The organism is Marivirga lumbricoides, from assembly GCF_014636295.1.
Lineage (GTDB): Bacteria > Bacteroidota > Bacteroidia > Cytophagales > Cyclobacteriaceae > Marivirga > Marivirga lumbricoides.
The window spans coordinates 62,624-84,952 of the sequence record NZ_BMEC01000008.1; the positions used below are offsets into that span (position 1 = coordinate 62,624).

Genomic DNA, 22,329 nt, shown 5'->3' on the forward strand with positions numbered 1-22,329 from the left:
TAAGAAAATTTACTTTAAAATGGAAGTTTTGCTAAATCAACATTGCCCCCACATAAAATTACTCCTATCTTTTTATTTTTGAATTCATTTTTAACTTTTAACAAAGACGCAAATGGAACTGCTCCTGATGGCTCTACAACCAACTTGAGGTACTGAAAAATCATTTTCATGGCTTCAACAATTTCCGCATCTGATACAGTAATAATATCTTTCACGTACTTCTGAATAATAGGAAAGTTTCTCTCTCCCAAAGAAGTTCTCAAGCCATCAGCAATAGTGGCTGGGTTCTTCATTAGAATTCGTTCACCAGCTTTCCATGACCTGTATGCATCATCAGCGCCTTTAGGTTCTGCGCCATATACCGCCATTTTATTGCCAAAATACTGGGCTGAAAGCAAAGTTCCTGACATTAAACCTCCACCTCCAATAGGAGAAAAGATGCCATTCAGATGATCCGTATCCTCTATCAGTTCTTTTGCAGCAGTTGCCTGACCTGCTATTACATCATAGTTATCGTAAGGATGAATAAATGTGGCACCGGTTTTACTTACTACTTCCCTCAAAGTACTCTCTCGAGCTTCCAGGTTAGCTTCACAAAAAATCACTTCAGCGCCATATTGCCTGACTGCAGCCACCTTAACATCCGGAGCATTTTGGGGCATTACGATATATGCAGGTATTTTACTAAGCTTAGCTGCTAAGGCCAATGCCTGGGCATGGTTACCGGAGGAGTGAGTAGCCACGCCTTTTTTTAACTGCTCTTTTTTTAAAGAAAGTACTGCATTTGAGGCACCTCTCATCTTAAATGCACCGACTTTCTGCAAATTTTCCGTCTTAAAATAAACTTTAAGGCCTACTATTTCATTTATTTGAGAAGATGTAAAAACAGGTGTTCTGTGGATATAATTCTCAATTCGCTCCTCAGCCTTTTCTATATCATGAGCGGTAGGAATATCTTTTAATAGCATTTGATCAAAATTTATTAAAAATGATTATATTGTAGGTTAAACCAATTTTTTATGCAAGCTAAAAAGTTTTTATCACTTATATATGTTCCTTTCTTACTCTTATTTTCATTTGGCTGTTCCGATGAAAATGTAGCTCCTCAGTTTGAAAACATTGTGAGCTATGATTTAATCGGGTCTATATCAAAAGAAGAAGTGAATGAGCGGTTTTGCAACAATTCTTTAATTAAGGACTTCGTTAATTTTGAAGTGGAAGCTTACAAAATTACCTATATGACGCCTAATTTTGATGGCACTATGGTGGAAGCCTCAGGACTGGTTTTAATTCCGCAAGTGCAGGGCTCAGCCAAATTAACAAGCTTTCAACATAGCACCTTAGCCAAATCTCCCGATCCGGCTATCGATCAGGAAGACAGAGCCCCATCCTATTTATCTGCTGAAAATGCTGAAATTTATTTATCAGCTGTACTTTATGCAGCAAACGGATACCTGATTTCAGCACCCGATTATATCGGCTATGGAAGTACAGGTGATATGTTTCATCCTTACGAACATGCTCAAACTACTGCTACCACCTCTTTTGATATGTTAGTAGCCACCAAAGAACTAACAGAGTTTCTGGAAGTAAACTTAACTGACGAATTATATCTGCTAGGCTACTCGCAGGGAGGTAATTCCACCATGGCGCTGCATAAATATATTGAAGAAAACCATTCTTCGGACTTTACCATTACCAGGAGTGCCATGGGTGCAGGAGCTTATCACAAAACTGCGGTAGGAGATTATATCTTTAATTTTGAAGGAGATTTAGGGTTTCCTTTGTACTTATACCTATGGGTGATGGATACCTACGATAAAGTTTATTTACAGCGCGGTTTAGCATACTATCTCAATGCACCGTATGCCCAAGAAGTGATCAATGGCGGATATTTTGCTATTTCCAATACAAGTCCTCAGGAAGTTTTTACAGAGGAATTTATTGCGGAAATAAATGATCCTGAAAGTGATTTTAATGTGGCTTTGGCGGATAATGATATTTACGACTGGAAAGCCAATGCACCAATAAAGCTTTATCATAGCCTTGAAGATAACCTCGTTCCCTACTTTAATTCGAAGGATGCATTTGATGCAATGAAAGCCAGAGGAAGTACAGAAGTGCTCTTGGAAACTTATACATACAATAGTTCTGTAGAACCTGATGAAATTCATGGTGCGGGAGGCACCAAATTTTTTAGTGACGTTATTTCAAAATATTTCAGGTTTGGAATTTGAAATTAAAATCAATCTCTTTTATTTATTAGTAAAGCTATTTTATACCCTCTTGTGGTCAAAAATAAACTGAAGAAAAATGGAAGCATTTATAGTTGATGACGATGAATTGACAGTTTTTTTACATGAAGTTTTCGTTAAGGAAAGCAATTTTCATCATAATCCGCATACTTTTTATCATGGAAAAAGCACTTTAGATTACCTACTATCTCATTTCAATCCCAAAGAAAAGTATTGCATATTTCTGGATCTAAATATGCCCATTATGGATGGATGGGAGTTTTTGGATGCTATTAAAAATAAGGAAATTTCAGATAATATAATGGTGGTAGTTCTCACCTCCTCAATCAATGAAGTTGACAGGAGGAAGGCAAAAAAATACCACCAGGTAATTGATTACATGGAAAAACCGCTGAATGGACGTAAATTAGAATCTCTTAAAAAGAATAACCATTTAACGCCATTTTTTTAATTAAAGAGCTTCTGCCTGCAATTTTTCAACTCCTTTTACTAAATTTCCTCAATTCTGAGAGATTTCATTAAAATTAGAACTATAATTTATGCCACTTATAGCTATACAAGGAGTAAAAGGTGCTTTCCATGAAATGGCAGCTAAAAAATTTGCCAGCAAGCCGATTGAGCTTCTGGAATGCATGACTTTTCGTGAGGAATGTAAGGCACTGGAAAACGATAAGGCTGATATGGCTGTAATGGCTGTAGAAAATTCTATAGCCGGAAGTCTCTCCCAAAACTATGGCCTGATTAATGAATACAGGTTACATGTTATAGGTGAGGTATATTTAAAAATTGAAATGCAATTAATGGCACTGCCTGGGGTAAAGTTGGAAGATATCCGGCATATAATTTCTCACCCTGTTGCCATTAATCAATGTAGCAAATTCCTGGACACCCTTAGCAATGTGAACATTTCTGAAGCTAAAGACACGGCAGAATCTGCGAAAGTAATCCGGGAAAAGAAATTATATGATACCGCTGCCATTGCAGGAGAAGGTGCTGCTTCATTATATGACTTAAACATTCTTAAAAAGAATATAGAAACAGATAAGCAAAATTTCACAAGGTTTCTGATATTAACAAAAGAATCAAATAATAGCCCTAATGATGATAAAGCTTCTATTTCGTTTGAATTGAAGCATGAACCCGGCACCCTTGCTGATTTACTCTCTGTTTTTAAGGTACATGAAATTAACTTAACCAATATTCAATCTGTACCTGTTATAGGAAAGCCTTATGAGTACCGCTTCCATGCAGACCTTACCTGGAATAACAAAAAGCAGTTTGAAAAAGCACTGAAAATAGCAGAGCAATTTGCAAGCAGCATCATTTTACTAGGCACTTACAAAAAGAGCAGTTTTAACTTTGAGTAGCATGATCATATCTAAAGCCAACAGACTGGCAAGTGTGGAAGAGTATTACCTTTCCAGAAAACTGGAAGAAATTCGTGTAATGAATGCCAATGGAGCAAAAGTGATCAATCTTGGCATTGGCAGTCCTGATTTAATGCCATCTGAAGAAACTATTAAAGCGCTAACAGCTTCGGCCAAAGCGCCTGCTCACCATGGATACCAAAGCTACCGCGGAATTCCCGAACTGAGAGAAGCCGTGGCGCAATGGTTAGAAACCAACTTTCATATTGCTCTAAATCCCACAGCTGAAATTCTTCCCTTAATGGGCTCAAAAGAAGGGATAATGCACATTTCTATGGCTTTCTTAAATGAGGGTGACGAGGTGCTGGTGCCAAATCCGGGCTACCCTACTTATACATCAGTGAGCAAATTAGTAGGCGCAAAAATCAGGTATTATGAGATGAAAACTGAAGGCCCTGCTATAGATATTGAAAACTTAAAACAACAGGATTTATCTCGTGTAAAGCTCATGTGGATTAATTTCCCACATATGCCTACAGGTAAAAAAGCAGACTTTAACCTTCTTCAACAATTGGTAGCACTGGCAAAAGAAGAGAAATTTCTGCTTTGCCATGATAACCCCTACAGTTTAATACTAAATGATGAACCATTAAGCATTTTCAATGTAGAAGGAGCCAGGGAAGTAGCCGTTGAGCTAAACTCCTTCAGTAAATCGCATAATATGGCTGGCTGGCGATTAGGCTGGGTGGCTGGTGAGGCTTCCTATATTCAAACAATACTTACTGTAAAAAGTAACTTCGATTCAGGAATGTTTTTACCTGTTCAGCATGCTGCTATTAAAGCTTTACAAAACACCAAAGAATGGCATTCAAACCAAAATGCTATTTATAAAGAACGAAAAGTCCTGGCTGAACAATTGTTGAATAAATTAGGCTGCAATTTTAATGCTAATCAAGCAGGTATGTTTTTATGGGCAAAGTTGCCTCAAGGGATAGATGATGCTGAAAATTTTATTGATGAAATTCTTCAAAAAGCACATGTATTCATCAGCCCCGGACATATTTTTGGTACCAAAGGAGCCGGATACGTGAGGGTATCTTTATGCAGTGATAAAAAAGTGCTGGAAGAAGCCATTCAAAGGATAGATGCTTATATAACAAAAAGCCAATTGAAAAAATGAGAGTAGCAATTGTTGGCACCGGACTAATTGGAGGATCGTTGGCTCTTGCGTTAAAGAAGAGTGCTTTTGCCTCTCATGTCATTGGAATAGATCAAAATGCGGAGCATCTGGAAAAAGCTTTGTCTTTAAAGATCATTGATGATACAGCAACGCTTCAGGAAGCTTGTCATGCGGCTGACATAATCATATTAACTATTCCTGTTGATGCAATAAGTAAAGTTTTATCTCACATCCTGGAATATATTCCGGAAACTACCACTGTTGTAGACATGGGCTCTACAAAAGAGAAAATTTGTAACGATATAGCTTTTCATCCAAAAAGAGGATGTTTTGTGGCAGCCCACCCGATAGCCGGAACAGAAAATACAGGCCCTGAAGCTGCCATTGTAGATTTATTCACTGGCAAGAAAACCATCATTTGTGAAAAAGAAAAAAGTAAGCCTCAGGCACTCTCTCAAGTTGAAAAACTGTTTCGCTCTCTGGAAATGAGCATCGAATATATGACAGCCAAGGATCACGACCTACACATTGCATATGTTTCTCACTTATCGCATATCAGTTCTTTCACTTTAGGCTTAACCGTTTTGGAAAAAGAGAAAAATGAGAAGCTGATCTTTAACATGGCAGGAAGTGGATTTGCATCAACAGTAAGGCTGGCGAAAAGCTCACCTGAAATGTGGGCTCCGATCTTCAACCAGAATTCAAAAAATATTTCCGCTGCTTTGGGCACATACATTGAAAACCTACAAGCCTTTAAGGAGGCTATAGACACCAATGACCTACAAAAAACCAAAGGCATTATGCAGCAAGCCAATGCCATCAGGAAAGTTTTGGACAAAGGGTGATCATTGATAAAATACTCCTTACCAATCACCAAAAACTCCCCTTCAAAAAAAGAAAACTGCAAGAACACCCATCCAAAATAAACTACTGGCGTACCAATACTATAGATTTAATGTGATAAAAACTTATGGTACAACAAATAGATTTAGCCGCTTCTCATGTGCTGGCTTTCCGCATTGAGAAAGAAATTAGCGAAAAGGAAATGGATCAATTACTATCGGTTATCCGCAAGAAATTAGAGCAAAAAGGAGATTTTAACCTTTATCTGGAGTTGAGCGAAATGCCTAAAATTAAACCGGATGCATTCTGGGAAGGCCTTAAGTTTAGCTTTAGTTCTTTAGGAGAATATTTGAAACAAATGAGAAAAGGAGCTGTTGTTACTGAGAAAGAATGGCTAAGAAAAGCAGCGGAAGCAGAAGATAAAATTTTGCCAGGTGTGGACGAACGTTCATTTTCATTTAGTGAAATAGACGAAGCCCGCAACTGGATTAAAAACTAAATTACTTTCTCCACCAGTTTTACAAATTTGAAAAACAAGAAACAACGTTTAAGGCATATTGATGATTCTGCGCTTGAGATTGAGCGCAGAAAATCAGGAAGAGGCTATGCTTACTTCGATGGGAAGGGAGAAAAAATTATATCTCCCGTTTTATTAAGTCGCCTTAAAAAGATTGTGGTGCCCCCCATGTGGTCTGAGGTGAAAATCTGTAAGTTTGATGATGGCCACATTCAGGCAACAGGCAGAGATGCCAAAGGAAGGAAACAATATATCTACCACTCGGAATGGGAGCGGATACAGCAGGAAAAGAAATTTTCCCGTATGATTGAGTTTGGTAAAACCCTGCCAGCAATAAGGAAGCAAAGTGAAAAGGATTTAGCCAAACCAGGATGGGATAAGCAAAAGATTACTGCTCTAATGGTGTCCATTCTGGATGAATATGGGGTGAGAATTGGTAACCGGTATTATCAGAAGGAAAATGAAACCTATGGCCTTACCACCTTAAGAAGAAGACATCTGCAAAAAGAGGGGGACGAACTTATTTTAAAATATAAGGGAAAGAGCGGAATTATGCGCTCGGTAACCATTGAGGATAATGAACTGGCCAAACATATCCAAAAGGCTGCGGACTTACCGGGATATGAAATCTTCAGATATAAGGATGAGCACGGTAAAATGCAGTCTGTCGACAGCCATGAAGTGAATGAGTATATCTGCAAAACTATTGGAGAGGACTTTTCCAGCAAAGATTTTAGAACCTGGGCAGGCAGCAGACTAGCATTGGAGCTATATCCTGAAGCAATTGAACTTAAAAAGCAATCCAAAAGAAAGAAGTTTGGGAATATACTTATCAGGTTAATAGCAGATGAATTAGGTAATACCCCTTCTATCTGCAAAACTTACTACATACACCCTCAAATATTAGATAAAGTGAATGAGCAGGCAATTCCTCTGAAGAACCCTTATCGAAATAGCAGCAAAAGCTATGGGCTTACTTCAGAGGAAAAGCTTTTATTAGCTCTTTTGGAAACCTAATTTCTTAAGGTAGAAAATTAGGTTTATCCAATTTATTGTTAATGCGATAGGCGGCATTTACTAAACCTACATGACTGTAAGCCTGAGGGAAATTCCCCCACATAGAGCCATCTTTGTAATCCACATCTTCACTAAGAAGCCCTACATGATTGGAGTAACCTGCCAATTCTTCAAAAGCTTCCATAGCTTCCTCAGTTCTACCTACACAGGCTAAAGCTTCTACATACCAAAATGCACATATTAGAAAAGTTGTTTCCGGCTCACCGAAATCGTCCGCATGTTTATATCTGTAGAAAAGCCCTTTACCTACTCTCAAATCTTCTTCAAGTGCCTTTAAATGGTCTTTTGCCAGTTGGCTATTGTGAGGAATATAATTCATCATAATCAGCTGTAGCGTACTGGAATCCATCCGGGTAACGCCTTCAGCCTGAGCATAAGCTTTCCTATCAGACAGATAGCAATTTTTTAAGTGTGCATCAGCTCTGTTCAGAAGTTCCTTTGCTTTTACTTCCAGCTTTTTCTCCCCCATCTGTTTGGCTATTTTACAGGCTGCGTGACTCCCTGCCCATTGAAAGAGATGAGTATAGGCGTGTTTCTGCTTCAGATTTCTAAATTCCCATAAACCAGCATCTGCTTCATCCATTGTGAATTCGATTTTTTCCAATATGGTCTCCAGCAGATAAATCGACTGTCGTTTTTCTATGTTTGCAAAGCGGTTATCCACAAACAGTGGTAAAATTGCCAGAAGGATTTGTCCATACACATCATTTTGAATATGAGTGTAAGCATCATTACCCATTCTTACTGGCTGGTTGCCCATATAGCCTGGCAGATCAAGTTCTTTTTCCGTTATAGTACTCTCTCCCACCACATTATAGAGCGGCTGAATCCTTTCTTTTCCCTGCATAGGAATATTGGTAAGATAAAGTGCATACTTCTCCATTGCTTCAAAATGACCAATATTATTAAATGCCGTGAGGGTATAATAGGTATCCCTCATCCAGCAATAGCGGTAGTCCCAGTTACGGGTGCTGTTAGGTGATTCCGGCAGGGACATGGTAGGTGAGGCAATAATAGCCCCTGTATCTTCAAACTGATGAATTTTTAAAGCCAAGGAAGAGCGAATTACTTCTTTCTGATAATGCATTCCAATACTGGTTGACTTAATCCAAGTGCGCCAGTAATTAGTGGTTTTTCTTAAAAAGTTCTCACTGGTTTCGTGTATTTCTGCCTCAAGAGGTGAGCCATAGGTAAGTACCATATATTTGGTATTGGTAAGTGCAAAAGGCCTGCTATCCACTACCATATTCAATGGAAAATCCGTAGTAAGCCTTAAGGTTTCCGGTAATCCAAAGAAACTGATATGGCTGCTACCACTTTCTCTTCGAAGTCTTTCTTTACCATAATTGCCAACAGGATCGCACACCACCCTAATCTGCGGGATACCCTTCAATGGCTCTACTATTCTAATAAGCATTTGAGGTTTGTAAGAGCGATCGTACTGCAGGAAACGCGGTGCAAAATCTGTTATTTTATAGGAATAATCTCCAGTAGAAACAATTGTTTCCAGTACATTCGTATTCTGGATATAATGTTGATCAACTTCAAAATTCTCGTTGGTTGGCTTAATTGAAAATTCTCCTCCTTTGTCACCACCAATGAGACTCCCAAATATAAAAGAGCTATCAAAACGTGGAAGGCACATCCACGATATGTTAGTGTCTTTTCCAATAAGCGCCAGATAGGCGCAATTGCCAATAAGTCCAAAGTCGTATGTATGTCTTTTCTGCATTCTTACAATTTTAAGTGAATGAATCAGTAATTTTCAGAAATTAATGGAAACATAAAAGAAAAGGGGTGAATTTTATCCCCCCTTCCGACAATTTTATGTTGAATGTGATATTACCAGCTTCCTCCGGCACCACCACCACCGGTCATACCGCCTCCGAAGCCGCCAAAACCACCTCCGCTTCCACCTCCGAAGCCTCCGCCTCCGGAGTTAAAATCATTAAAAGAGCCACCATGTTTGCCTCCGCCTCCCAGTAACATCATTAATGTTAAAAAACTGAGCCCATCTCCACCAGAAGCATGGTGATTTTTTATTGAACGTATTCTTGAAAGTAAGAAGATAATAATGAAGAAGAAAAATAAAAAGGTGCCTAAACCAATCGCTTTTCCTGCCTGGTTATCATCAATTTTATCAGCTGTGTATTTTCCTGCTGCCAGATCAAAAATAATGCTGGTAGCCTCATCAAGCCCTTGATAAAAATTATTGTTTCTGAAAGCAGGCTTCATATAATTTTCAATAATAGTTTTTGCCGCAGCATCCGTAATCCTGTCCTCTACACCATATCCTGTATTGATGTACATCTTCTTATCTTCAATAGCCACTGAAATCAAAATACCATTATTTTTACCTTCCTGACCAATTTTCCATTTATCAAAAACCTTTACGCCAAATTGGTTAGGATCATATTCTCCATAAGTATCGGTCAGTATAATCGCCACTTGAGTAGAGGTACTGTCGTTATAAGCACGAAGCTTTCTTTCCAGCTGATTTTGCTCCTGTCGGCTTAAAGTATTAGTGTAGTCATTTACCAATCTGGGCGGATTAGGCCTTTCCGGAATTCCATTTTGCGCTACTGAGAAAAAAGAAAACAGTAAAAGTGAAATGCTTAAAATATATTTTGTCATAAATAGTTTAATTTTTACCAAAGGAGATTTCGTCTGGTAGTTCATTAGAATCATCTTTTTGGAATGGAAAAAAAGCAGCTAATTGTTCTCCTGCCATTTGAATTCCTGTTTTGAGGCCTCCTGTTATTTCTCCTTTTTTGAATTCAGCCATCATACTCTCTTTGATATCGTCCCAAAAACCTACGGGTACTTTCTTATTGATGCCTGCATCACCTAAAATGGCAAACTTATGGTCTTTAACTGCCATGTAAAATAACACCCCATTTCTTTCTTCTGTTTTGTGCATCTTTAATACTTTAAAGATATGCGCAGCTCTATCCAAAACATCTTCCTTACAATGATTCTCCAAATGCACCTGGATTTCTCCTGAAGTTTGTAGTTCAGCTGCTTTAATGGCTGCTACAATTTCCGACCTTTCCTCCTTACTAAATGAATCTTTTGCCATATCTGACTTTGCTCTTTTATTTTAAAATGTTAGATAATTAGATAAGATGATATCAAAATTGCACTTCAGGTGCCTGGTCTGCTCCCTGATCTGCCTCAAAATATCCCTTTTTATCAAACCCATACATGCCGGCCAGCATTGTTTGAGGAAAGCTTCTGATATAAGTATTGTATTCCTGCGTTACTTCATTAAACCTTCTTCGCTCTACAGCAATTCTGTTCTCGGTGCCTTCCAACTGAGATTGTAATTGAAGAAAATTTTGATTGGCCTTTAAATCAGGGTATTTCTCAACTACTACCATTAATCTGGAAAGAGCTGAGCTTAAACCTTGCTGCGCTTGTTGAAATTGTTGAATTTTTTCAGGGCTTAGATCACCCGCGTTAACATTTACTCCAGTGGCTTTCGAACGCGCTTCTATCACATTCTGAAGAGTTTCCTGCTCAAAGTCAGCATACCCTTTTACGGTATTCACAAGGTTAGGAATCAAATCTGCTCTACGTTGGTATACATTTTCTACCTGAGCCCAGGCGCTTGTCACCTGCTCCTCTTTACTTACCATTTTATTGTAAGAACCCGCAAATATACTGTACAAAATTATCCCCAGAACTACTATAATGCCAATGGTAATTAAAAGTCCTTTTTTCATATGTGTAAAATATTAATCTTAATTTTTTTTAAATAGTTTTATGTCAAGGTAGAATACGTTTTAATCACATAAAAGTTAATTGATGCTGAATAATGAAGATTTCCGGAAGCATGCCCATGATTTAGTGGACTGGATGGCTGATTACCTCGAGAATGTTGAAGATTATCCGGTGATGGCTTCAGTAAAGCCAGGTGATATTAAAAAACAGTTGCCACTTAGCTTTAGCGAAGAGTCGGAGTCATTTGAGGCATTAATGCAGGATTTCGAAAAGATCATTCTGCCTGGAATTACCCATTGGGAAAGCCCCAACTTCTTTGCCTACTTTCCTGCTTCAAAAAGTAAAGCTTCTGTATTGGCAGAAATGATTACCGCTACTTTGGGTGTTCAGGGAATGGTGTGGCTTACTTCTCCTGCAGCTACAGAGCTGGAGGATCGCATGATGGAATGGATGCGAGATCTGCTCGGGCTACCACAAAGCTGGACTGGCTCCATTCAGGATACCGCAAGTTCCGGTACGCTTAATGCATTGCTAACAGCGAGGGAGAAAATTTCCAATTTCTCAATAAACCAAAAGGGTTTCGGAGGAATGCCTGTTTACAGAATCTATTGTTCCCAGGAAGCTCACAGTTCAATTGATAAAGATGTTAAAATCGCAGGCTTTGGACTGGATAATCTTGTAAAAATCCCTGTCGATGAAAATTTTGCCATGATTCCAGAAAGGCTGGAAGCAGCCATTTCTGAAGATTTACAAAAAGGTTTTCATCCTCTATTTGTAATGGCAGCCATGGGTACTACAAGTTCTACCGCAGTAGATCCCATTGAGTCAATTGCCAAAATCACCCAAAAATACAAGCTTTGGCTACATGTAGACGCGGCTTATTCGGGAGCGGCATTGGTGGTCCCGGAATTCCGTTGGATGAGTGCTGGCATCGAAAAAGCGGATTCATTTGTTTTTAACCCTCATAAATGGCTTTTTACAAACTTTGATTGCAGCTTATATTATGTTAAAGACGTGCAGGCTCTGAAGAATACCTTTTCCATTATGCCTGAATATCTAAAAACCGGGGCAGATGAAGAAGTAAACAATTACCGCGATTGGCATATTCAGCTAGGTAGAAGATTTAGGTCCTTAAAGCTATGGTTTGTTATTAGAAGTTTTGGAGCAGAAGGCCTTAGAAAAATTATCAGGCAGCATTGTGAATGGGCCAATTGGTTAAAACAACAAATTGAAATACATCCTGAATTTGAGATGCTTGCTCCGGTACCAGTCAACCTCGTATGCTTTCGCTTTAATAATGGTAAAATGAATGAACAGGAATTAAATAGCTTCAATGAAAAACTGCTTAAGCAAATTAATGAAGAGGGTAAAATATTTATGACCCACACTACGCTTAATGGCAAATATACCATCCGATGGGTGGGTGGCCATCCTGATTTAACAAAAGCACATGTGGAAAGAGCCTGGGAGATTATAAAAAATTATATTTCTTAAGGATTTATTTTGATTATTAGATCAGAACATATATTATTACAGTAATGTAATATTTTCAACTCAAACCTATTTAGAATGTCAGCTGGCTTAAAATATTTTGAAAGGCTTTCATACCTCTCTGATTTAATTAAAAAGGAAAGAACTGGTTGCTGCTCCCAATTAGCAAAAACATTTAATGTCTCTGAAAGAACAGTTTATAGAATGATCAGTGACCTTTGTCTTCATTATGAAAAAGCTGTAAAATACTATAAAGATAAAAATTCATTCATTTTTGAATGAAAATTAAATACCAATGTATTTTTTGACGGGATTTGACATGTAGTAAAACTAGCTTTACTGATGTAATAAATTTTTAACTTATTTAAATTTTAAAAACAATGGAAAAGTTAGTGAAAAATGAAATGGTAAATATCTCAGGTGGCCAAATTGAGAATTGTGATCAATGGCATGATGTAGTTATGTGGTTATTTGACAATGGTCACACTGATCAAGCTATGGATGTTATCAGTAATGATTTTTATGGTTGCTTAGCCTAAATATTCTAATTTAAATTTACAAATAGCCTTGTGGATAATGCAAGGCTATTTTAACATGAAGTATGAGACTCAAATATAAATTTTGTATAATTCTATTTTGTGGATTGTATATATCAAACTCTTCTTATTGTCAAAAATTGACTGGTAGGATATTAGATTCCTCTAACAATCCTATTCCTTATGCACATATAAGCCTTCCTGGAACTGAAATTGGCACAGTTAGTAATGATTCTGGTTTTTTCACATTAAATATTTCTAAGACTTTATTTAAAATCAAAATTTCATCCATTGGCTTTGAAGAAAAATTCTTATCTAATACAGAAATGAGTTTTGATGATCTGAATAAAGTGTATCTTAATTTTAGCAAAATATCTTTAAAGGAGGTAGTGGTTAAAGGAACATTTGACTCAGCTTCTTGGTATGTGCAACAGGCAATTAAGAATATTACTAAAAACTACTCAAATAAAAAACATTCACAAATCGCATTCTATAGAGAATCCAGTGTAAGAGATTCCATTTATTCAAGAATGGTAGAAGCCATTGTAATGCTCAGTGATAAAGGAGTGAATTCTCCTTCGGAAAAAACACAGTATGAGGTACTGAGATTAAGGAAAACGGAGGATAATAGAAATATTGGATGGCGCCAATCTTTACAAAATTGGTTATACCAAGATGCGGGTGTATATGCTATGAATAAGGCTAACCCATTTAAACCCACTGATGCAGAAGAGCAAGATTTTAATGAAGTTTTAGTTAGTCCAAGTTTAGCAAAATTAAGAAAAGAATCTCCGACAAGATTATTGAATACAGGTTTCGTTGAAGATAATGTTTATTCTATTGTATCTCAGTTTCAAATAGGTGAAGAAGAATTTATTAAAATCAACTTCAAAAGAGCTGATAAGGAATTAATTAAGTTTTTCGAAACTGGGGGCTATTTAATTATAAATAAAGATGACTATGCAATCATTGAGTTTAATCGGTGGGTAAAGAATGTTAAAAAATCCTCTAATGATGATGGTTTCAGAGCAAACTATTTGATTCAGTACCAAAAATCAGGGGATTTATATTTTCCGTTCTTTATAAGAGATATGGTGGTTGGTTCTAATGCTTCAAGAATTTTTGACATTGCAGATAGTGAACAATACTACTCTACTAAAGGTAAAATAGGAAAGATTTATACTGTGAATGAACTGTACATTTTAGAAACTAAAGATTATGAAAAAATTAGTTGGCGAAGCGAAATGAGTAAAGATGATGACATGTATGATATACAACCCACTAAAAGATTAGGATTCACCTTCGATAATATTAATACCATTCCTATCAATCCTATTAGCCAGAAAATGATCACTGATTTAACCCAAAATAACTCAATTGATGCGCTATTTATTGAAGAATAATTATTTACCACTTACTGTATTATTGCTAATTATAATTGGTGGCTGTAAGGTGCAAAGTAAGTTCGACCGTGACTATCCTGAATACACTTCGGACAAAAACACTATAAAGGCCTATGAAATGAGCAGTGACTCAAGTATGTTATCCATAAAAGCAATTGCCCAGGACCCTAGTTATGGGAGAACTCCTGAAAACCCCATATTTGTGGGTGTTACTAATCACCATGAAGGTGGAAAAAACCGTATGCGTTATTTAAATAGTTTTAAGCTTGAAGACGGTGCTCCAATAGAATATGAGCGGTTAAAGAGTTGTTGCCCATTTAAAACCTTAAATAGTGCTACTATTGGAGCAGATCAGAAATTTGGTTTGCTTGATGTTTGGGTTGTTTATCCGGAAGGAAAAAAGACTCAAGCAGATACCTTATACATTAATGCCTACGATCAGGGAACCCCGATGGTACCCTCAGGCTACAAAGCAAAATAATGAGAGAAAAATTAACTATTTATTACCAAAATTATTCAATTTGGTTCCATCTTATTGCTTTCATAGTGCTCTTCCTGAGTACTTATGCATTGCGCCATTATCTCTTTTTAGATGATAATATTGTATTACAAAGTAGCCAAAAAGAAATAAGAACAGAAGAAGATTTAGAAAAGGGCTATGCTGGATTGCATTTTATTTGGTCTCTCTTTAATCTCATAAACCTGTTTAAACTGACTTATAGTGCATTTTTTATTGCTCTGTTTGTGTCAATATTCAACAAATTTAAGTTTAAAGAGTTATTCAAATTAGCACTCTTTGCACTACTTGTATTTGTATTAGAGAACATTGCCTATACTATATACTACCTAGTATTTCCTCCCGAGATTATTAAAGACATGAATATAAACGTTTTCTCGCTTCAGGATCTATTTTATAATGAGTTCTTGAGATTTTTCTTTGGACAACTATCACTTTTTAATATCCTGTATTTGATTCTTTTCGCAGAGTTGATAAGGTGGTTCAACGAGGAAAAGACAAAACCAGAATGGATCTATCTTCTCGTTTTTGCAGGTTTTACCATAAAAATTTTGATAAGTTATTTTATATTTTAATAGATCAGGATAATGACCAGTGCACCTTTAATTTCAACCCGTGTTAAACAATCAATTCCTTTTCTATTATATTTTTTACTTTACCTAATCACTGTTTATTTCTTAAAATTCAAAAATGAAAACTTTGCTATTACAGATGATAGTAACTTTTTTCTTGCTATAAAAAGTTTTAAGTACGACCTGACTTTAGCCCCGATAATTTTTATATTGAAGTTTTTATATGCTTCGTTTTTTATATTTACAGCCTTCAATATTCAACAACTCCCAATCAAATTTGGACAGATTTTGAAGTGGGTGATCCTCGCCAGCTTAATTTTCTATTTACCCATTCTTCTTAATGCAATAAAATACTATGACATATTGCATGTTTTAAATTTGGCAGATTTGAAGGATGTGGGTGAATACTCTATTTTGACTTTTCTGGGCCTTACAACCTCCGAAAAATCTAAATTATATGAAGGGTTGTTAAAGGAAGTAAACGTCTTTAATTTCCTCTATGTAATTCTGTTAAGTTTCCTAATTTACAAAGGAACTTCCGGCTTAAGAATAATAAATATCTTTATAACTGTTTTGGTAGCAGGAATAGTAAGCGTCCTCATAATTCAGGGAATTGTACTTATTTTAATGACTTTATAATGAAATCTACTAATCAAAAAATAGTGCTGGTTTTATTTTTGGGTATTTTTTCTGTTCTCTTATACTTTAAATTCACTCTTAATTTCGAGCCTAATAGTAATTCTTCTAAATCAGTAAAAATAGACAATTTGGCTATTTCCCAGAATTCCAATCTCGAAAAATCAATAATGTTTCATGAGTTGAAGTTAGAGGCTTCAAGAAACTGGGTTATTCTTTTCTCACCTAATTGTAGTTTTTGTGAAGACCAGATAAATCTATTGCATGGTTTAACAGATCGCTTAGCTGAAAATGATATCATGGTGTATTTAATTTCTTCTTTAGATCATGAAACCACTAAAACTTACTTAAAATCAAAAGGCATTTTAGGCTTCGTCAAAGTGTTTTATTCCTCAGAAGAAGACTTCGCAAAGACTATTACAGATTTCTCCTATCCTTACAATTTAATATTAGACTCTAATAAAAGCGTTTTAGTTAGCCATAAAGGATACCTCGGATTCAATGATGTTAAAAAACTATTCAAATAATCGAAAAATAAGAAAAAGCATGGTGCTCCAAAATGGGGCAGCAGAATGTGGCACAGCTTGTTTATCTTCAGTATTTAAATACCATGGCTTTCAAATTGGTTATGAATATATTAAAGAACAAACAGGTGCTGGAAATACTGGCACTACTTTATTAGGCCTAATGGAAGGTGCTATTTCCTGTGGATTTAATGCCGAAGGTTTTAAAGTCAATGACCCACAACTACTTTCAAAAGTTAAAGAGCCTGTAATAATTCCGGTGACTATTAATGATTATCTCAATCACTATTATGTTTATTATGGGTTTCAGAATGGAAAACATGTAGTTGGAGATCCCGGGTTTGGCATAAGGCATCTGGATGAGGATCATTTAATGTCTGAATGGAAAACAAAGACTTTATTGCAGTTAACTCCTGGAAAAAAAGTACTAATTAATAATTCGCAAAACGGCAGCACAAGAAGTGAAGTATTTAATATTTTAAAAAAAAATATCCCATTTCTATCAAATATTTTATTTATTGGTTTAATAATAGCCATAGTTAATATCTCTATTTCCATTTTCTTACAGAAATTAGTAGATGATATTATCCCGAATACCGATTGGCAGAAATTTTATACAGGAATGCTTGTCTTTGGGATCCTACTGTTATTAAGGCTTGGATTAAGTTATTTTAATACTGAGTTTCTATTAAAACAGTCATACAATATTAATGTTGAACAAATTAAACTATTCTTCAAAAAGATATTTAAACTTCCTTGGGCTACAATAAAGGCAAGAAGAACGGGAGACTTTATTGCCAGATTAAATGATAGCGCTAAAGTTCAGAAGGTCATTTTAAACATTTTTGGATCCACTTCTGTACAGTTCCTAATCCTCATAACTAGTTTAGTAGCTGTTTCTGTCTACAACATCTATATTACTGGTTTTATATCGATTTGCTTACTTATCTATGTTGTTATATACACACTCATTTTTAGCAATATTAATTCAGCTTATAAAAAGTTAATGGGGAGCTATGCCGCCAACGAAAGTAACTATATAAGTACCATTCAAGGAGCTAATGAAATTACTGCATTTCAGGCTGAAAAATTTTTTGAATCAAAAACCGCACGTATTTATGAACAATTTCAGAAATCCGTATATGATACAGGTCAAATAAGCAATAAGCTAATGCTTTTCAATGGGTTTGTAAGTGTAATATTTTTAATAGGTATATTCAGTTACTCCTCCATTTTGACATTTAATAGAGTTATTTCAACTGGAGAAATGGTTGCAATCATCTCTCTTTCCAACTTTATGTTGCCTGCCTTAAGTAGCATTATAAACTCCATAATACAAATTCAGGAGGCCAATATAGCTTTAAATAGAATTGAAGAATTTACTAACACATATGACAAACCCGGAGATAAGAAAAATATTCATGTTCATAATATTGATTCTTTGAGATTTGAAAAATTATCCTTTAAGTTTCCTGGGAGGAATGATTTATTCACAGATGTGTCATTTAATATGGTTAAAGGGGAATGGGTGTCAATTTTAGGAGAAAATGGAACGGGAAAGAGTACAATTTTCAAATTAATTTTAGGCTTCTTAAAATCAACGGCTGGAGAAATTACAATTAATGGCTCCTCACTCAATCATATTTCAAAACATTCGATTCTTGATAATATTGGTTACTGCCCTCAAGACATTCATTTATTTAACGGGAATGTTCTATACAATTTATGCTTCTCAGACGACATTAAAACTCAAAAGGAGACATTAGAATTTGTGAAAAAATCAGGACTAACTCCTTTTTTTAATCAACTTCCTCAAGGCTTTATGACAATTATTGGAGAGGGTGGTGTTCAAATATCTGGCGGACAGAAACAACTCATTGGACTTACTAGGGCATTACTTCAAAAGCCTAGTTTACTACTATTAGACGAGCCTACTTCAGCGATGGATAAAAAAACATCAAGTTCTATTCTGAATTTATTAAACAACAGCAAATTAGATTCAAGCATTTTACTGATTACTCATGAAATTGATGTTGCCTCTCATGCAGATAGAATTTATATATTGGAAAACGGAAAAATTACTCACGGAGAAACACCAAAAGAGCTTTTAAATAGCTCCAATTTCTTTAGTGCGTCAATTAGGGATTTGAAATCACTTGTCTAGAAAGAACATAATATTTCTTCCATATGATTAAAACAGGTTTCACTTGCTTCAGGTTAATTAATCATGAAAAATTCCATTCAGTTGATTCTGATTTCTTTTTTCTGTGCATGTTCTCTCAGCACAGATCAAATTATTGAACATGAAAAGTTGACCTTCAATTACACAGATGATGCTTATATATTCTTCAGAAATATTCGACAATCAAATTACGACCTGGAGACATTGGAGAAAGCCGATTGGAGAATCTACAGGCATGAGGATAGACCACAAAATACTCGTTACTCTTTCAATACAGCTATTGTGGTAAACTGGCGCATAAATAAAGCCTATGCCATTCTTGAGATAAATGAAAAAATAATAAAAGAAAATTTAACTATTTATTGGAATGACGCAAAAGGAAACAAAGAAGGGAAGATAATATTGCAAGAGCTTCAGAGACAGCAGGAATTAGCATTTCTTACTGAAATTTACAACCACATTCTTCAGGAGCATCAATTGAGCTGGACACCCGATGGCCAAAATCAAGCTCCTCTGTTTTGCAACAATGACCACAAGGAAGCGTTTCGGATAAGCATGTATGATTTTTACAGGTTAACCGGAGTGCTTTAAGTTTCGGCATAACATTTGCCTGCTGCTAATAAACAACAAATTTTACTTATGAAAACTAAAACAATCAAATCCATCATCCTATCTTTTGCACTATTATTCATTTTCTCTCAGGCATATGCTCAAAAAACAGAGAGTGATAAAACCATTAGAAGTATCTCAGTAACAGGTAAAGCAGAAAAAGAAATTGCACCTGACATAATCTACTTTGATATATCATTAAAAGAGTACCAAACAAAGTTGGGAAGCAAATTCACTATTGCTGAACTGGAAAATCAGTTGGTTGCTGCTGTTAAGAAAGCTGGAGTTCCAAAAGAAAATTTAACTATAGAAAACGTATATGGCTACAACTATAGCTGGACAAAAAAAGAGGAAAATAAAGACTTTATGGCCAGAAAGCAATTTCAGCTAAAGTTGAATGATGGGAAATACCTAACTCAGATTTTGAGCCAGATTGATCCTAAAGGAATAGAATATGCAAGGGTTTCACAATATACCCACTCACGCATTCAGGAACTTAACCAGGAATTGCAGGTAGAAGCAGTCAAAAATGCTAAAGCTAAGGCTGAAGCTTTATTGGCGCCATTAGGTGAGAAATTAGGTAAAGTAATTGAAATTCAGGAAAATGCCAATGGTTATCAGCCAGTATATTACTACAAAAATCAGAATAATATGCGCTCAATGGCTATGGCAGATGAAAGTGGAAGCATGGCTAGCGATGTAGAATTTAAAAATATTAAATTAGAAGCAGAGCTAAACATTGTGTTTTCTATTCAATAAAGTGCAAAATTGGCTTTATATTGCACTTTCATTTAAAAAACCTTAGTATATGAACCCAATCAAAATTAGCAGTTTTGAAGAATTTAAAGCCTATGACGGAAAGGAACTGGGCGTTTCAAATTGGCATAAAATAGATCAGGAACAGGTAAACTTATTTGCAGATGCTACTCTGGATCATCAGTGGATTCATCTGGATGAGAAAAAGGCTGCAGAAAGCCCATTTGGCCATACAATAGCGCATGGGTACCTAACTCTTTCGCTGGCTCCTTATTTATGGAAGCAGATTGCTGAAGTTACCAACCTGAAAATGATGATTAATTATGGCATTGAGAAACTAAAATTTAACAATGCTGTAAAAGTTGGTTCGGAAGTAAGGTTGTCTGCCAAGCTTAATTCCATTATTGATTTAAGAGGGGTATGTAAAGCCCAGATAGATATTGTAATGGAAGTAAAAGGCGAGAAAAAGCCAGCTTATTCAGCTTCTTTAATATTTCTATATCATTTTGAATAAAATACCGGAAGCTACTGATATGATTTTAAACAGTAGCTTCTATTTTTGACTCCTTTTGATGGTCTACTTCAGTGTAAGTAGGGCAAGTTCTTTGTGCACAAGCAGAAACTAATAATACCAATCCTGCCATTGCCGCGAATAGTTTTGTAGTCTTTTTCATAAATCCTTATTTCAAATTTCTATTTATTGAGGTAAAGTTAAGGAGCCTGTACAAAGTAAAAAAAGCCTTATTTGGTAAACATTACGTACCCGCTATAAATCTACTATAGGGAATCATCAATCGATAAAACGACTAAAAAACCAGTTCAATTCAGGAAAATTGAGGTTAAGAAATTTATATTTTAAATGGCTACTGGTAAGATTGTAAAAATTAAATGATTTTGTATAAAAAAAATTACCCTTTTTAACTTAAAAGACACATGGCGTGCTACTAAACCCTTCCTATTAAAAAAGCTTAAAACAGATCCAAAGTGTAGGTAATTTTACTTAAAAACAATTAAAAGCAATACCTATTAGCCCCTATCCGTTTTACACTTTTAGAGAAAAACATCGGATAAAGAAAAATACCTTCTTATTTTTGACCAACATTGCTTAGCTCTTTATGAAAAAAATTTTTATTTATTCAATTATCGTTGCGGTACTTACTTCCTGCTCTACTAAATCAGAGAAAGAAACAGTTAAAGAGGATAGAAAAGACCTGGCAGTACCTGCTTTCAATCCCGAAAGAGCTTATCAGTATATTGCTGATCAGGTAGCCTTCGGTCCGCGCGTTCCTAATACTAGCCCTCACCAGCAAACTGAAGATTATTTAATTAAGCAATTAGAATCCTTTGGTGCTTCTGTAGTTACCCAAAAATTTGATGCTGATACATATGATGGTGAAGTATGGAAATTAACTAACATTATTGGTTCTATTTTACCAGAGAAAAAAAGAAGAATTCTCTTGGCAGCCCACTGGGATACCCGAAAAGTAGCAGATAAAGACACGGAAAGGCAAAATGAACCTATTGACGGAGCCAATGATGGAGCCAGTGGTGTAGGACTGATCATGGAGGTACTCAGAACTATTCAGGCGGCTGAAAATAAGCCAGAGGTAGGCATTGATATCATCTTTTTTGACGGGGAAGACAATGGAAAACCCGGCCAGGGAGGTGACCCTAAGTGGTGGTGTTTAGGCTCGCAATATTGGTCACAAAACAAACATATTCCAGGCTACTCAGCTTATTATGGCATTTTATTCGACATGGTAGGTGCTGAGGGGGCTCAATTTCATAAAGAAGGTTATTCAATGGAGTTTGCTCCCAGTATTGTAAATAAAGTATGGAATGCAGCAGAAAGAATTGGCTATGGTCAGTACTTCAGATCAAGCGAAGTTGGAGGCATTACAGATGATCATTATTTCGTGAATGTAAATGCCAAAATCCCTATGATTGATATTATTGCGCATGATCCACTCTCAAATGACTTCTTCCCTGACTACCACCACAGGCACAAAGATAATATGGATATCATTTCTAAGGAAACATTGAAAGCTGTAGGCCAAACAACCTTGCAGGTAATTTATGAAGAATAGTCTCTTTCATGTATTTTCAATAAAAAAGCCAGCTGTTTTTAAAATTCAGCTGGC

Annotated in this window: 26 protein-coding genes; 20 read left to right on the top strand and 6 right to left on the bottom strand. The window is 36.0% G+C overall.

Annotated elements, in window-relative coordinates:
* Positions 1-14 precede the first annotated feature (14 nt).
* Positions 15-968, bottom strand: coding sequence for a pyridoxal-phosphate dependent enzyme (locus tag IEV85_RS12940; RefSeq protein WP_188464001.1), 954 nt, complete (start codon positions 966-968; stop codon positions 15-17).
* A 51-nt stretch (positions 969-1,019) separates the two neighbouring features.
* Here IEV85_RS12940 and IEV85_RS12945 point away from each other — a divergent pair, with 51 nt between their 5' ends.
* From IEV85_RS12945 to IEV85_RS12975, 7 genes are all read left to right on the top strand, one after another.
* Complete coding sequence (locus IEV85_RS12945) at positions 1,020-2,237, top strand: alpha/beta hydrolase family protein (protein ID WP_188464003.1); 1,218 nt, start codon at positions 1,020-1,022, stop codon at positions 2,235-2,237.
* Positions 2,238-2,313: 76 nt separating this feature from the next.
* On the top strand, positions 2,314-2,706 hold the full coding sequence (locus IEV85_RS12950; RefSeq protein WP_188464005.1) for a response regulator: 393 nt from the start codon (positions 2,314-2,316) through the stop codon (positions 2,704-2,706).
* A gap of 88 nt (positions 2,707-2,794) precedes the next feature.
* Complete coding sequence (locus IEV85_RS12955) at positions 2,795-3,622, top strand: prephenate dehydratase (RefSeq protein ID WP_188464007.1); 828 nt, start codon at positions 2,795-2,797, stop codon at positions 3,620-3,622.
* A gap of 1 nt (position 3,623) precedes the next feature.
* Positions 3,624-4,802 carry a pyridoxal phosphate-dependent aminotransferase gene (locus tag IEV85_RS12960; protein WP_188464009.1) on the top strand — a complete coding sequence of 393 codons (1,179 nt, stop codon included), beginning with the start codon at positions 3,624-3,626 and terminating at the stop codon, positions 4,800-4,802.
* The gene (locus tag IEV85_RS12965; RefSeq protein ID WP_188464011.1) at positions 4,799-5,647 is read left to right on the top strand and encodes a prephenate dehydrogenase; all 849 of its coding nucleotides are present in this window, start codon (positions 4,799-4,801) and stop codon (positions 5,645-5,647) included. The genes IEV85_RS12960 and IEV85_RS12965 overlap by 4 nt, the downstream gene beginning before the upstream one ends.
* A 125-nt stretch (positions 5,648-5,772) precedes the next feature.
* Positions 5,773-6,144, top strand: coding sequence for a SpoIIAA family protein (locus tag IEV85_RS12970; protein WP_188464013.1), 372 nt, complete (start codon positions 5,773-5,775; stop codon positions 6,142-6,144).
* 27 nt (positions 6,145-6,171) lie between these two features.
* Positions 6,172-7,179 carry a DNA topoisomerase IB gene (locus IEV85_RS12975; RefSeq protein ID WP_188464015.1) on the top strand — a complete coding sequence of 336 codons (1,008 nt, stop codon included), beginning with the start codon at positions 6,172-6,174 and terminating at the stop codon, positions 7,177-7,179.
* Between the two features lie 4 nt (positions 7,180-7,183).
* Here IEV85_RS12975 and IEV85_RS12980 read toward each other — a convergent pair whose 3' ends face one another.
* The 4 genes from IEV85_RS12980 to IEV85_RS12995 all read right to left on the bottom strand — a co-directional run bounded on the left by IEV85_RS12980 (position 7,184) and on the right by IEV85_RS12995 (position 10,964).
* Positions 7,184-8,971, bottom strand: coding sequence for a glycoside hydrolase family 15 protein (locus IEV85_RS12980; RefSeq protein ID WP_188464017.1), 1,788 nt, complete (start codon positions 8,969-8,971; stop codon positions 7,184-7,186).
* 110 nt (positions 8,972-9,081) lie between these two features.
* Positions 9,082-9,873, bottom strand: coding sequence for a TPM domain-containing protein (locus IEV85_RS12985; protein ID WP_188464019.1), 792 nt, complete (start codon positions 9,871-9,873; stop codon positions 9,082-9,084).
* A 7-nt stretch (positions 9,874-9,880) separates the two neighbouring features.
* Positions 9,881-10,318, bottom strand: a complete 438-nt coding sequence (locus IEV85_RS12990; protein WP_188464021.1) for a TPM domain-containing protein — start codon at positions 10,316-10,318, stop codon at positions 9,881-9,883.
* A 52-nt stretch (positions 10,319-10,370) separates the two neighbouring features.
* Positions 10,371-10,964, bottom strand: coding sequence for a LemA family protein (locus IEV85_RS12995; RefSeq protein WP_188464023.1), 594 nt, complete (start codon positions 10,962-10,964; stop codon positions 10,371-10,373).
* A gap of 82 nt (positions 10,965-11,046) precedes the next feature.
* On the opposite strand from IEV85_RS12995, the gene IEV85_RS13000 reads away from it, so the two are divergent.
* From IEV85_RS13000 to IEV85_RS13055, 12 genes are all read left to right on the top strand, one after another.
* Positions 11,047-12,456 (top strand): pyridoxal phosphate-dependent decarboxylase family protein, encoded by a 1,410-nt coding sequence (locus IEV85_RS13000; protein WP_345259655.1) that lies wholly within the window; start codon positions 11,047-11,049, stop codon positions 12,454-12,456.
* A 75-nt stretch (positions 12,457-12,531) separates the two neighbouring features.
* Positions 12,532-12,735 carry an HTH domain-containing protein gene (locus IEV85_RS13005; RefSeq protein ID WP_188464026.1) on the top strand — a complete coding sequence of 68 codons (204 nt, stop codon included), beginning with the start codon at positions 12,532-12,534 and terminating at the stop codon, positions 12,733-12,735.
* Positions 12,736-12,833: 98 nt separating this feature from the next.
* Positions 12,834-12,992 (top strand): hypothetical protein, encoded by a 159-nt coding sequence (locus IEV85_RS13010; protein ID WP_188464028.1) that lies wholly within the window; start codon positions 12,834-12,836, stop codon positions 12,990-12,992.
* 137 nt (positions 12,993-13,129) lie between these two features.
* Positions 13,130-14,392 (top strand): carboxypeptidase-like regulatory domain-containing protein, encoded by a 1,263-nt coding sequence (locus IEV85_RS13015; RefSeq protein ID WP_188464030.1) that lies wholly within the window; start codon positions 13,130-13,132, stop codon positions 14,390-14,392.
* Entirely contained in the window at positions 14,370-14,873 is a 504-nt protein-coding gene (locus tag IEV85_RS13020) for a hypothetical protein (RefSeq protein WP_188464032.1), read from the top strand. Before IEV85_RS13015 ends, IEV85_RS13020 begins: the two co-directional genes overlap by 23 nt.
* A complete protein-coding gene (locus IEV85_RS13025) occupies positions 14,873-15,484 on the top strand; it encodes a hypothetical protein (RefSeq protein ID WP_188464034.1) in 612 nt (203 codons plus the stop codon). Before IEV85_RS13020 ends, IEV85_RS13025 begins: the two co-directional genes overlap by 1 nt.
* A gap of 12 nt (positions 15,485-15,496) precedes the next feature.
* A complete protein-coding gene (locus tag IEV85_RS13030; protein WP_188464036.1) occupies positions 15,497-16,120 on the top strand; it encodes a hypothetical protein in 624 nt (207 codons plus the stop codon).
* Positions 16,120-16,644, top strand: a complete 525-nt coding sequence (locus tag IEV85_RS13035) for a redoxin domain-containing protein (RefSeq protein WP_188464038.1) — start codon at positions 16,120-16,122, stop codon at positions 16,642-16,644. Before IEV85_RS13030 ends, IEV85_RS13035 begins: the two co-directional genes overlap by 1 nt.
* A gap of 19 nt (positions 16,645-16,663) precedes the next feature.
* Positions 16,664-18,805 carry a peptidase domain-containing ABC transporter gene (locus IEV85_RS13040; protein ID WP_188464040.1) on the top strand — a complete coding sequence of 714 codons (2,142 nt, stop codon included), beginning with the start codon at positions 16,664-16,666 and terminating at the stop codon, positions 18,803-18,805.
* A gap of 63 nt (positions 18,806-18,868) precedes the next feature.
* Positions 18,869-19,414 carry a hypothetical protein gene (locus IEV85_RS13045; protein WP_188464043.1) on the top strand — a complete coding sequence of 182 codons (546 nt, stop codon included), beginning with the start codon at positions 18,869-18,871 and terminating at the stop codon, positions 19,412-19,414.
* Positions 19,415-19,462: 48 nt separating this feature from the next.
* Positions 19,463-20,191, top strand: a complete 729-nt coding sequence (locus tag IEV85_RS13050; RefSeq protein WP_188464045.1) for an SIMPL domain-containing protein — start codon at positions 19,463-19,465, stop codon at positions 20,189-20,191.
* A gap of 49 nt (positions 20,192-20,240) precedes the next feature.
* On the top strand, positions 20,241-20,702 hold the full coding sequence (locus IEV85_RS13055; protein ID WP_188464047.1) for a MaoC family dehydratase: 462 nt from the start codon (positions 20,241-20,243) through the stop codon (positions 20,700-20,702).
* 25 nt (positions 20,703-20,727) lie between these two features.
* On the opposite strand, the gene IEV85_RS25100 is transcribed toward IEV85_RS13055, so the two are convergent.
* A complete protein-coding gene (locus IEV85_RS25100; protein ID WP_262892150.1) occupies positions 20,728-20,862 on the bottom strand; it encodes a hypothetical protein in 135 nt (44 codons plus the stop codon).
* Positions 20,863-21,303: 441 nt separating this feature from the next.
* Here IEV85_RS25100 and IEV85_RS13060 point away from each other — a divergent pair, with 441 nt between their 5' ends.
* Complete coding sequence (locus IEV85_RS13060; protein ID WP_188464049.1) at positions 21,304-22,275, top strand: M28 family peptidase; 972 nt, start codon at positions 21,304-21,306, stop codon at positions 22,273-22,275.
* Positions 22,276-22,329: the final 54 nt, after the last annotated feature.

Excerpts from the sequence above, each read along its gene's own strand:
- IEV85_RS13045 (WP_188464043.1), top strand. The coding sequence starts at position 18,869 with ATGAAAAATTCCATTCAGTTGATTCTGATTTCTTTTTTCTGTGCATGT.
- IEV85_RS12965 (WP_188464011.1), top strand. The coding sequence starts at position 4,799 with ATGAGAGTAGCAATTGTTGGCACCGGACTAATTGGAGGATCGTTGGCT.
- IEV85_RS13060 (WP_188464049.1), top strand. The coding sequence starts at position 21,304 with ATGAAAAAAATTTTTATTTATTCAATTATCGTTGCGGTACTTACTTCC.
- IEV85_RS13050 (WP_188464045.1), top strand. The coding sequence starts at position 19,463 with ATGAAAACTAAAACAATCAAATCCATCATCCTATCTTTTGCACTATTA.
- IEV85_RS12940 (WP_188464001.1), bottom strand. The coding sequence starts at position 968 with ATGCTATTAAAAGATATTCCTACCGCTCATGATATAGAAAAGGCTGAG.
- IEV85_RS12955 (WP_188464007.1), top strand. The coding sequence starts at position 2,795 with ATGCCACTTATAGCTATACAAGGAGTAAAAGGTGCTTTCCATGAAATG.
- IEV85_RS12945 (WP_188464003.1), top strand. The coding sequence starts at position 1,020 with ATGCAAGCTAAAAAGTTTTTATCACTTATATATGTTCCTTTCTTACTC.
- IEV85_RS13030 (WP_188464036.1), top strand. The coding sequence starts at position 15,497 with ATGACCAGTGCACCTTTAATTTCAACCCGTGTTAAACAATCAATTCCT.
- IEV85_RS13055 (WP_188464047.1), top strand. The coding sequence starts at position 20,241 with ATGAACCCAATCAAAATTAGCAGTTTTGAAGAATTTAAAGCCTATGAC.
- IEV85_RS25100 (WP_262892150.1), bottom strand. The coding sequence starts at position 20,862 with ATGAAAAAGACTACAAAACTATTCGCGGCAATGGCAGGATTGGTATTA.
- IEV85_RS12995 (WP_188464023.1), bottom strand. The coding sequence starts at position 10,964 with ATGAAAAAAGGACTTTTAATTACCATTGGCATTATAGTAGTTCTGGGG.
- IEV85_RS13005 (WP_188464026.1), top strand. The coding sequence starts at position 12,532 with ATGTCAGCTGGCTTAAAATATTTTGAAAGGCTTTCATACCTCTCTGAT.
- IEV85_RS12970 (WP_188464013.1), top strand. The coding sequence starts at position 5,773 with ATGGTACAACAAATAGATTTAGCCGCTTCTCATGTGCTGGCTTTCCGC.
- IEV85_RS12960 (WP_188464009.1), top strand. The coding sequence starts at position 3,624 with ATGATCATATCTAAAGCCAACAGACTGGCAAGTGTGGAAGAGTATTAC.
- IEV85_RS12980 (WP_188464017.1), bottom strand. The coding sequence starts at position 8,971 with ATGCAGAAAAGACATACATACGACTTTGGACTTATTGGCAATTGCGCC.
- IEV85_RS13020 (WP_188464032.1), top strand. The coding sequence starts at position 14,370 with ATGCGCTATTTATTGAAGAATAATTATTTACCACTTACTGTATTATTG.
- IEV85_RS12950 (WP_188464005.1), top strand. The coding sequence starts at position 2,314 with ATGGAAGCATTTATAGTTGATGACGATGAATTGACAGTTTTTTTACAT.
- IEV85_RS13010 (WP_188464028.1), top strand. The coding sequence starts at position 12,834 with ATGGAAAAGTTAGTGAAAAATGAAATGGTAAATATCTCAGGTGGCCAA.
- IEV85_RS13025 (WP_188464034.1), top strand. The coding sequence starts at position 14,873 with ATGAGAGAAAAATTAACTATTTATTACCAAAATTATTCAATTTGGTTC.
- IEV85_RS13035 (WP_188464038.1), top strand. The coding sequence starts at position 16,120 with ATGAAATCTACTAATCAAAAAATAGTGCTGGTTTTATTTTTGGGTATT.
- IEV85_RS13000 (WP_345259655.1), top strand. The coding sequence starts at position 11,047 with ATGCTGAATAATGAAGATTTCCGGAAGCATGCCCATGATTTAGTGGAC.
- IEV85_RS13040 (WP_188464040.1), top strand. The coding sequence starts at position 16,664 with ATGGTGCTCCAAAATGGGGCAGCAGAATGTGGCACAGCTTGTTTATCT.
- IEV85_RS12985 (WP_188464019.1), bottom strand. The coding sequence starts at position 9,873 with ATGACAAAATATATTTTAAGCATTTCACTTTTACTGTTTTCTTTTTTC.
- IEV85_RS12990 (WP_188464021.1), bottom strand. The coding sequence starts at position 10,318 with ATGGCAAAAGATTCATTTAGTAAGGAGGAAAGGTCGGAAATTGTAGCA.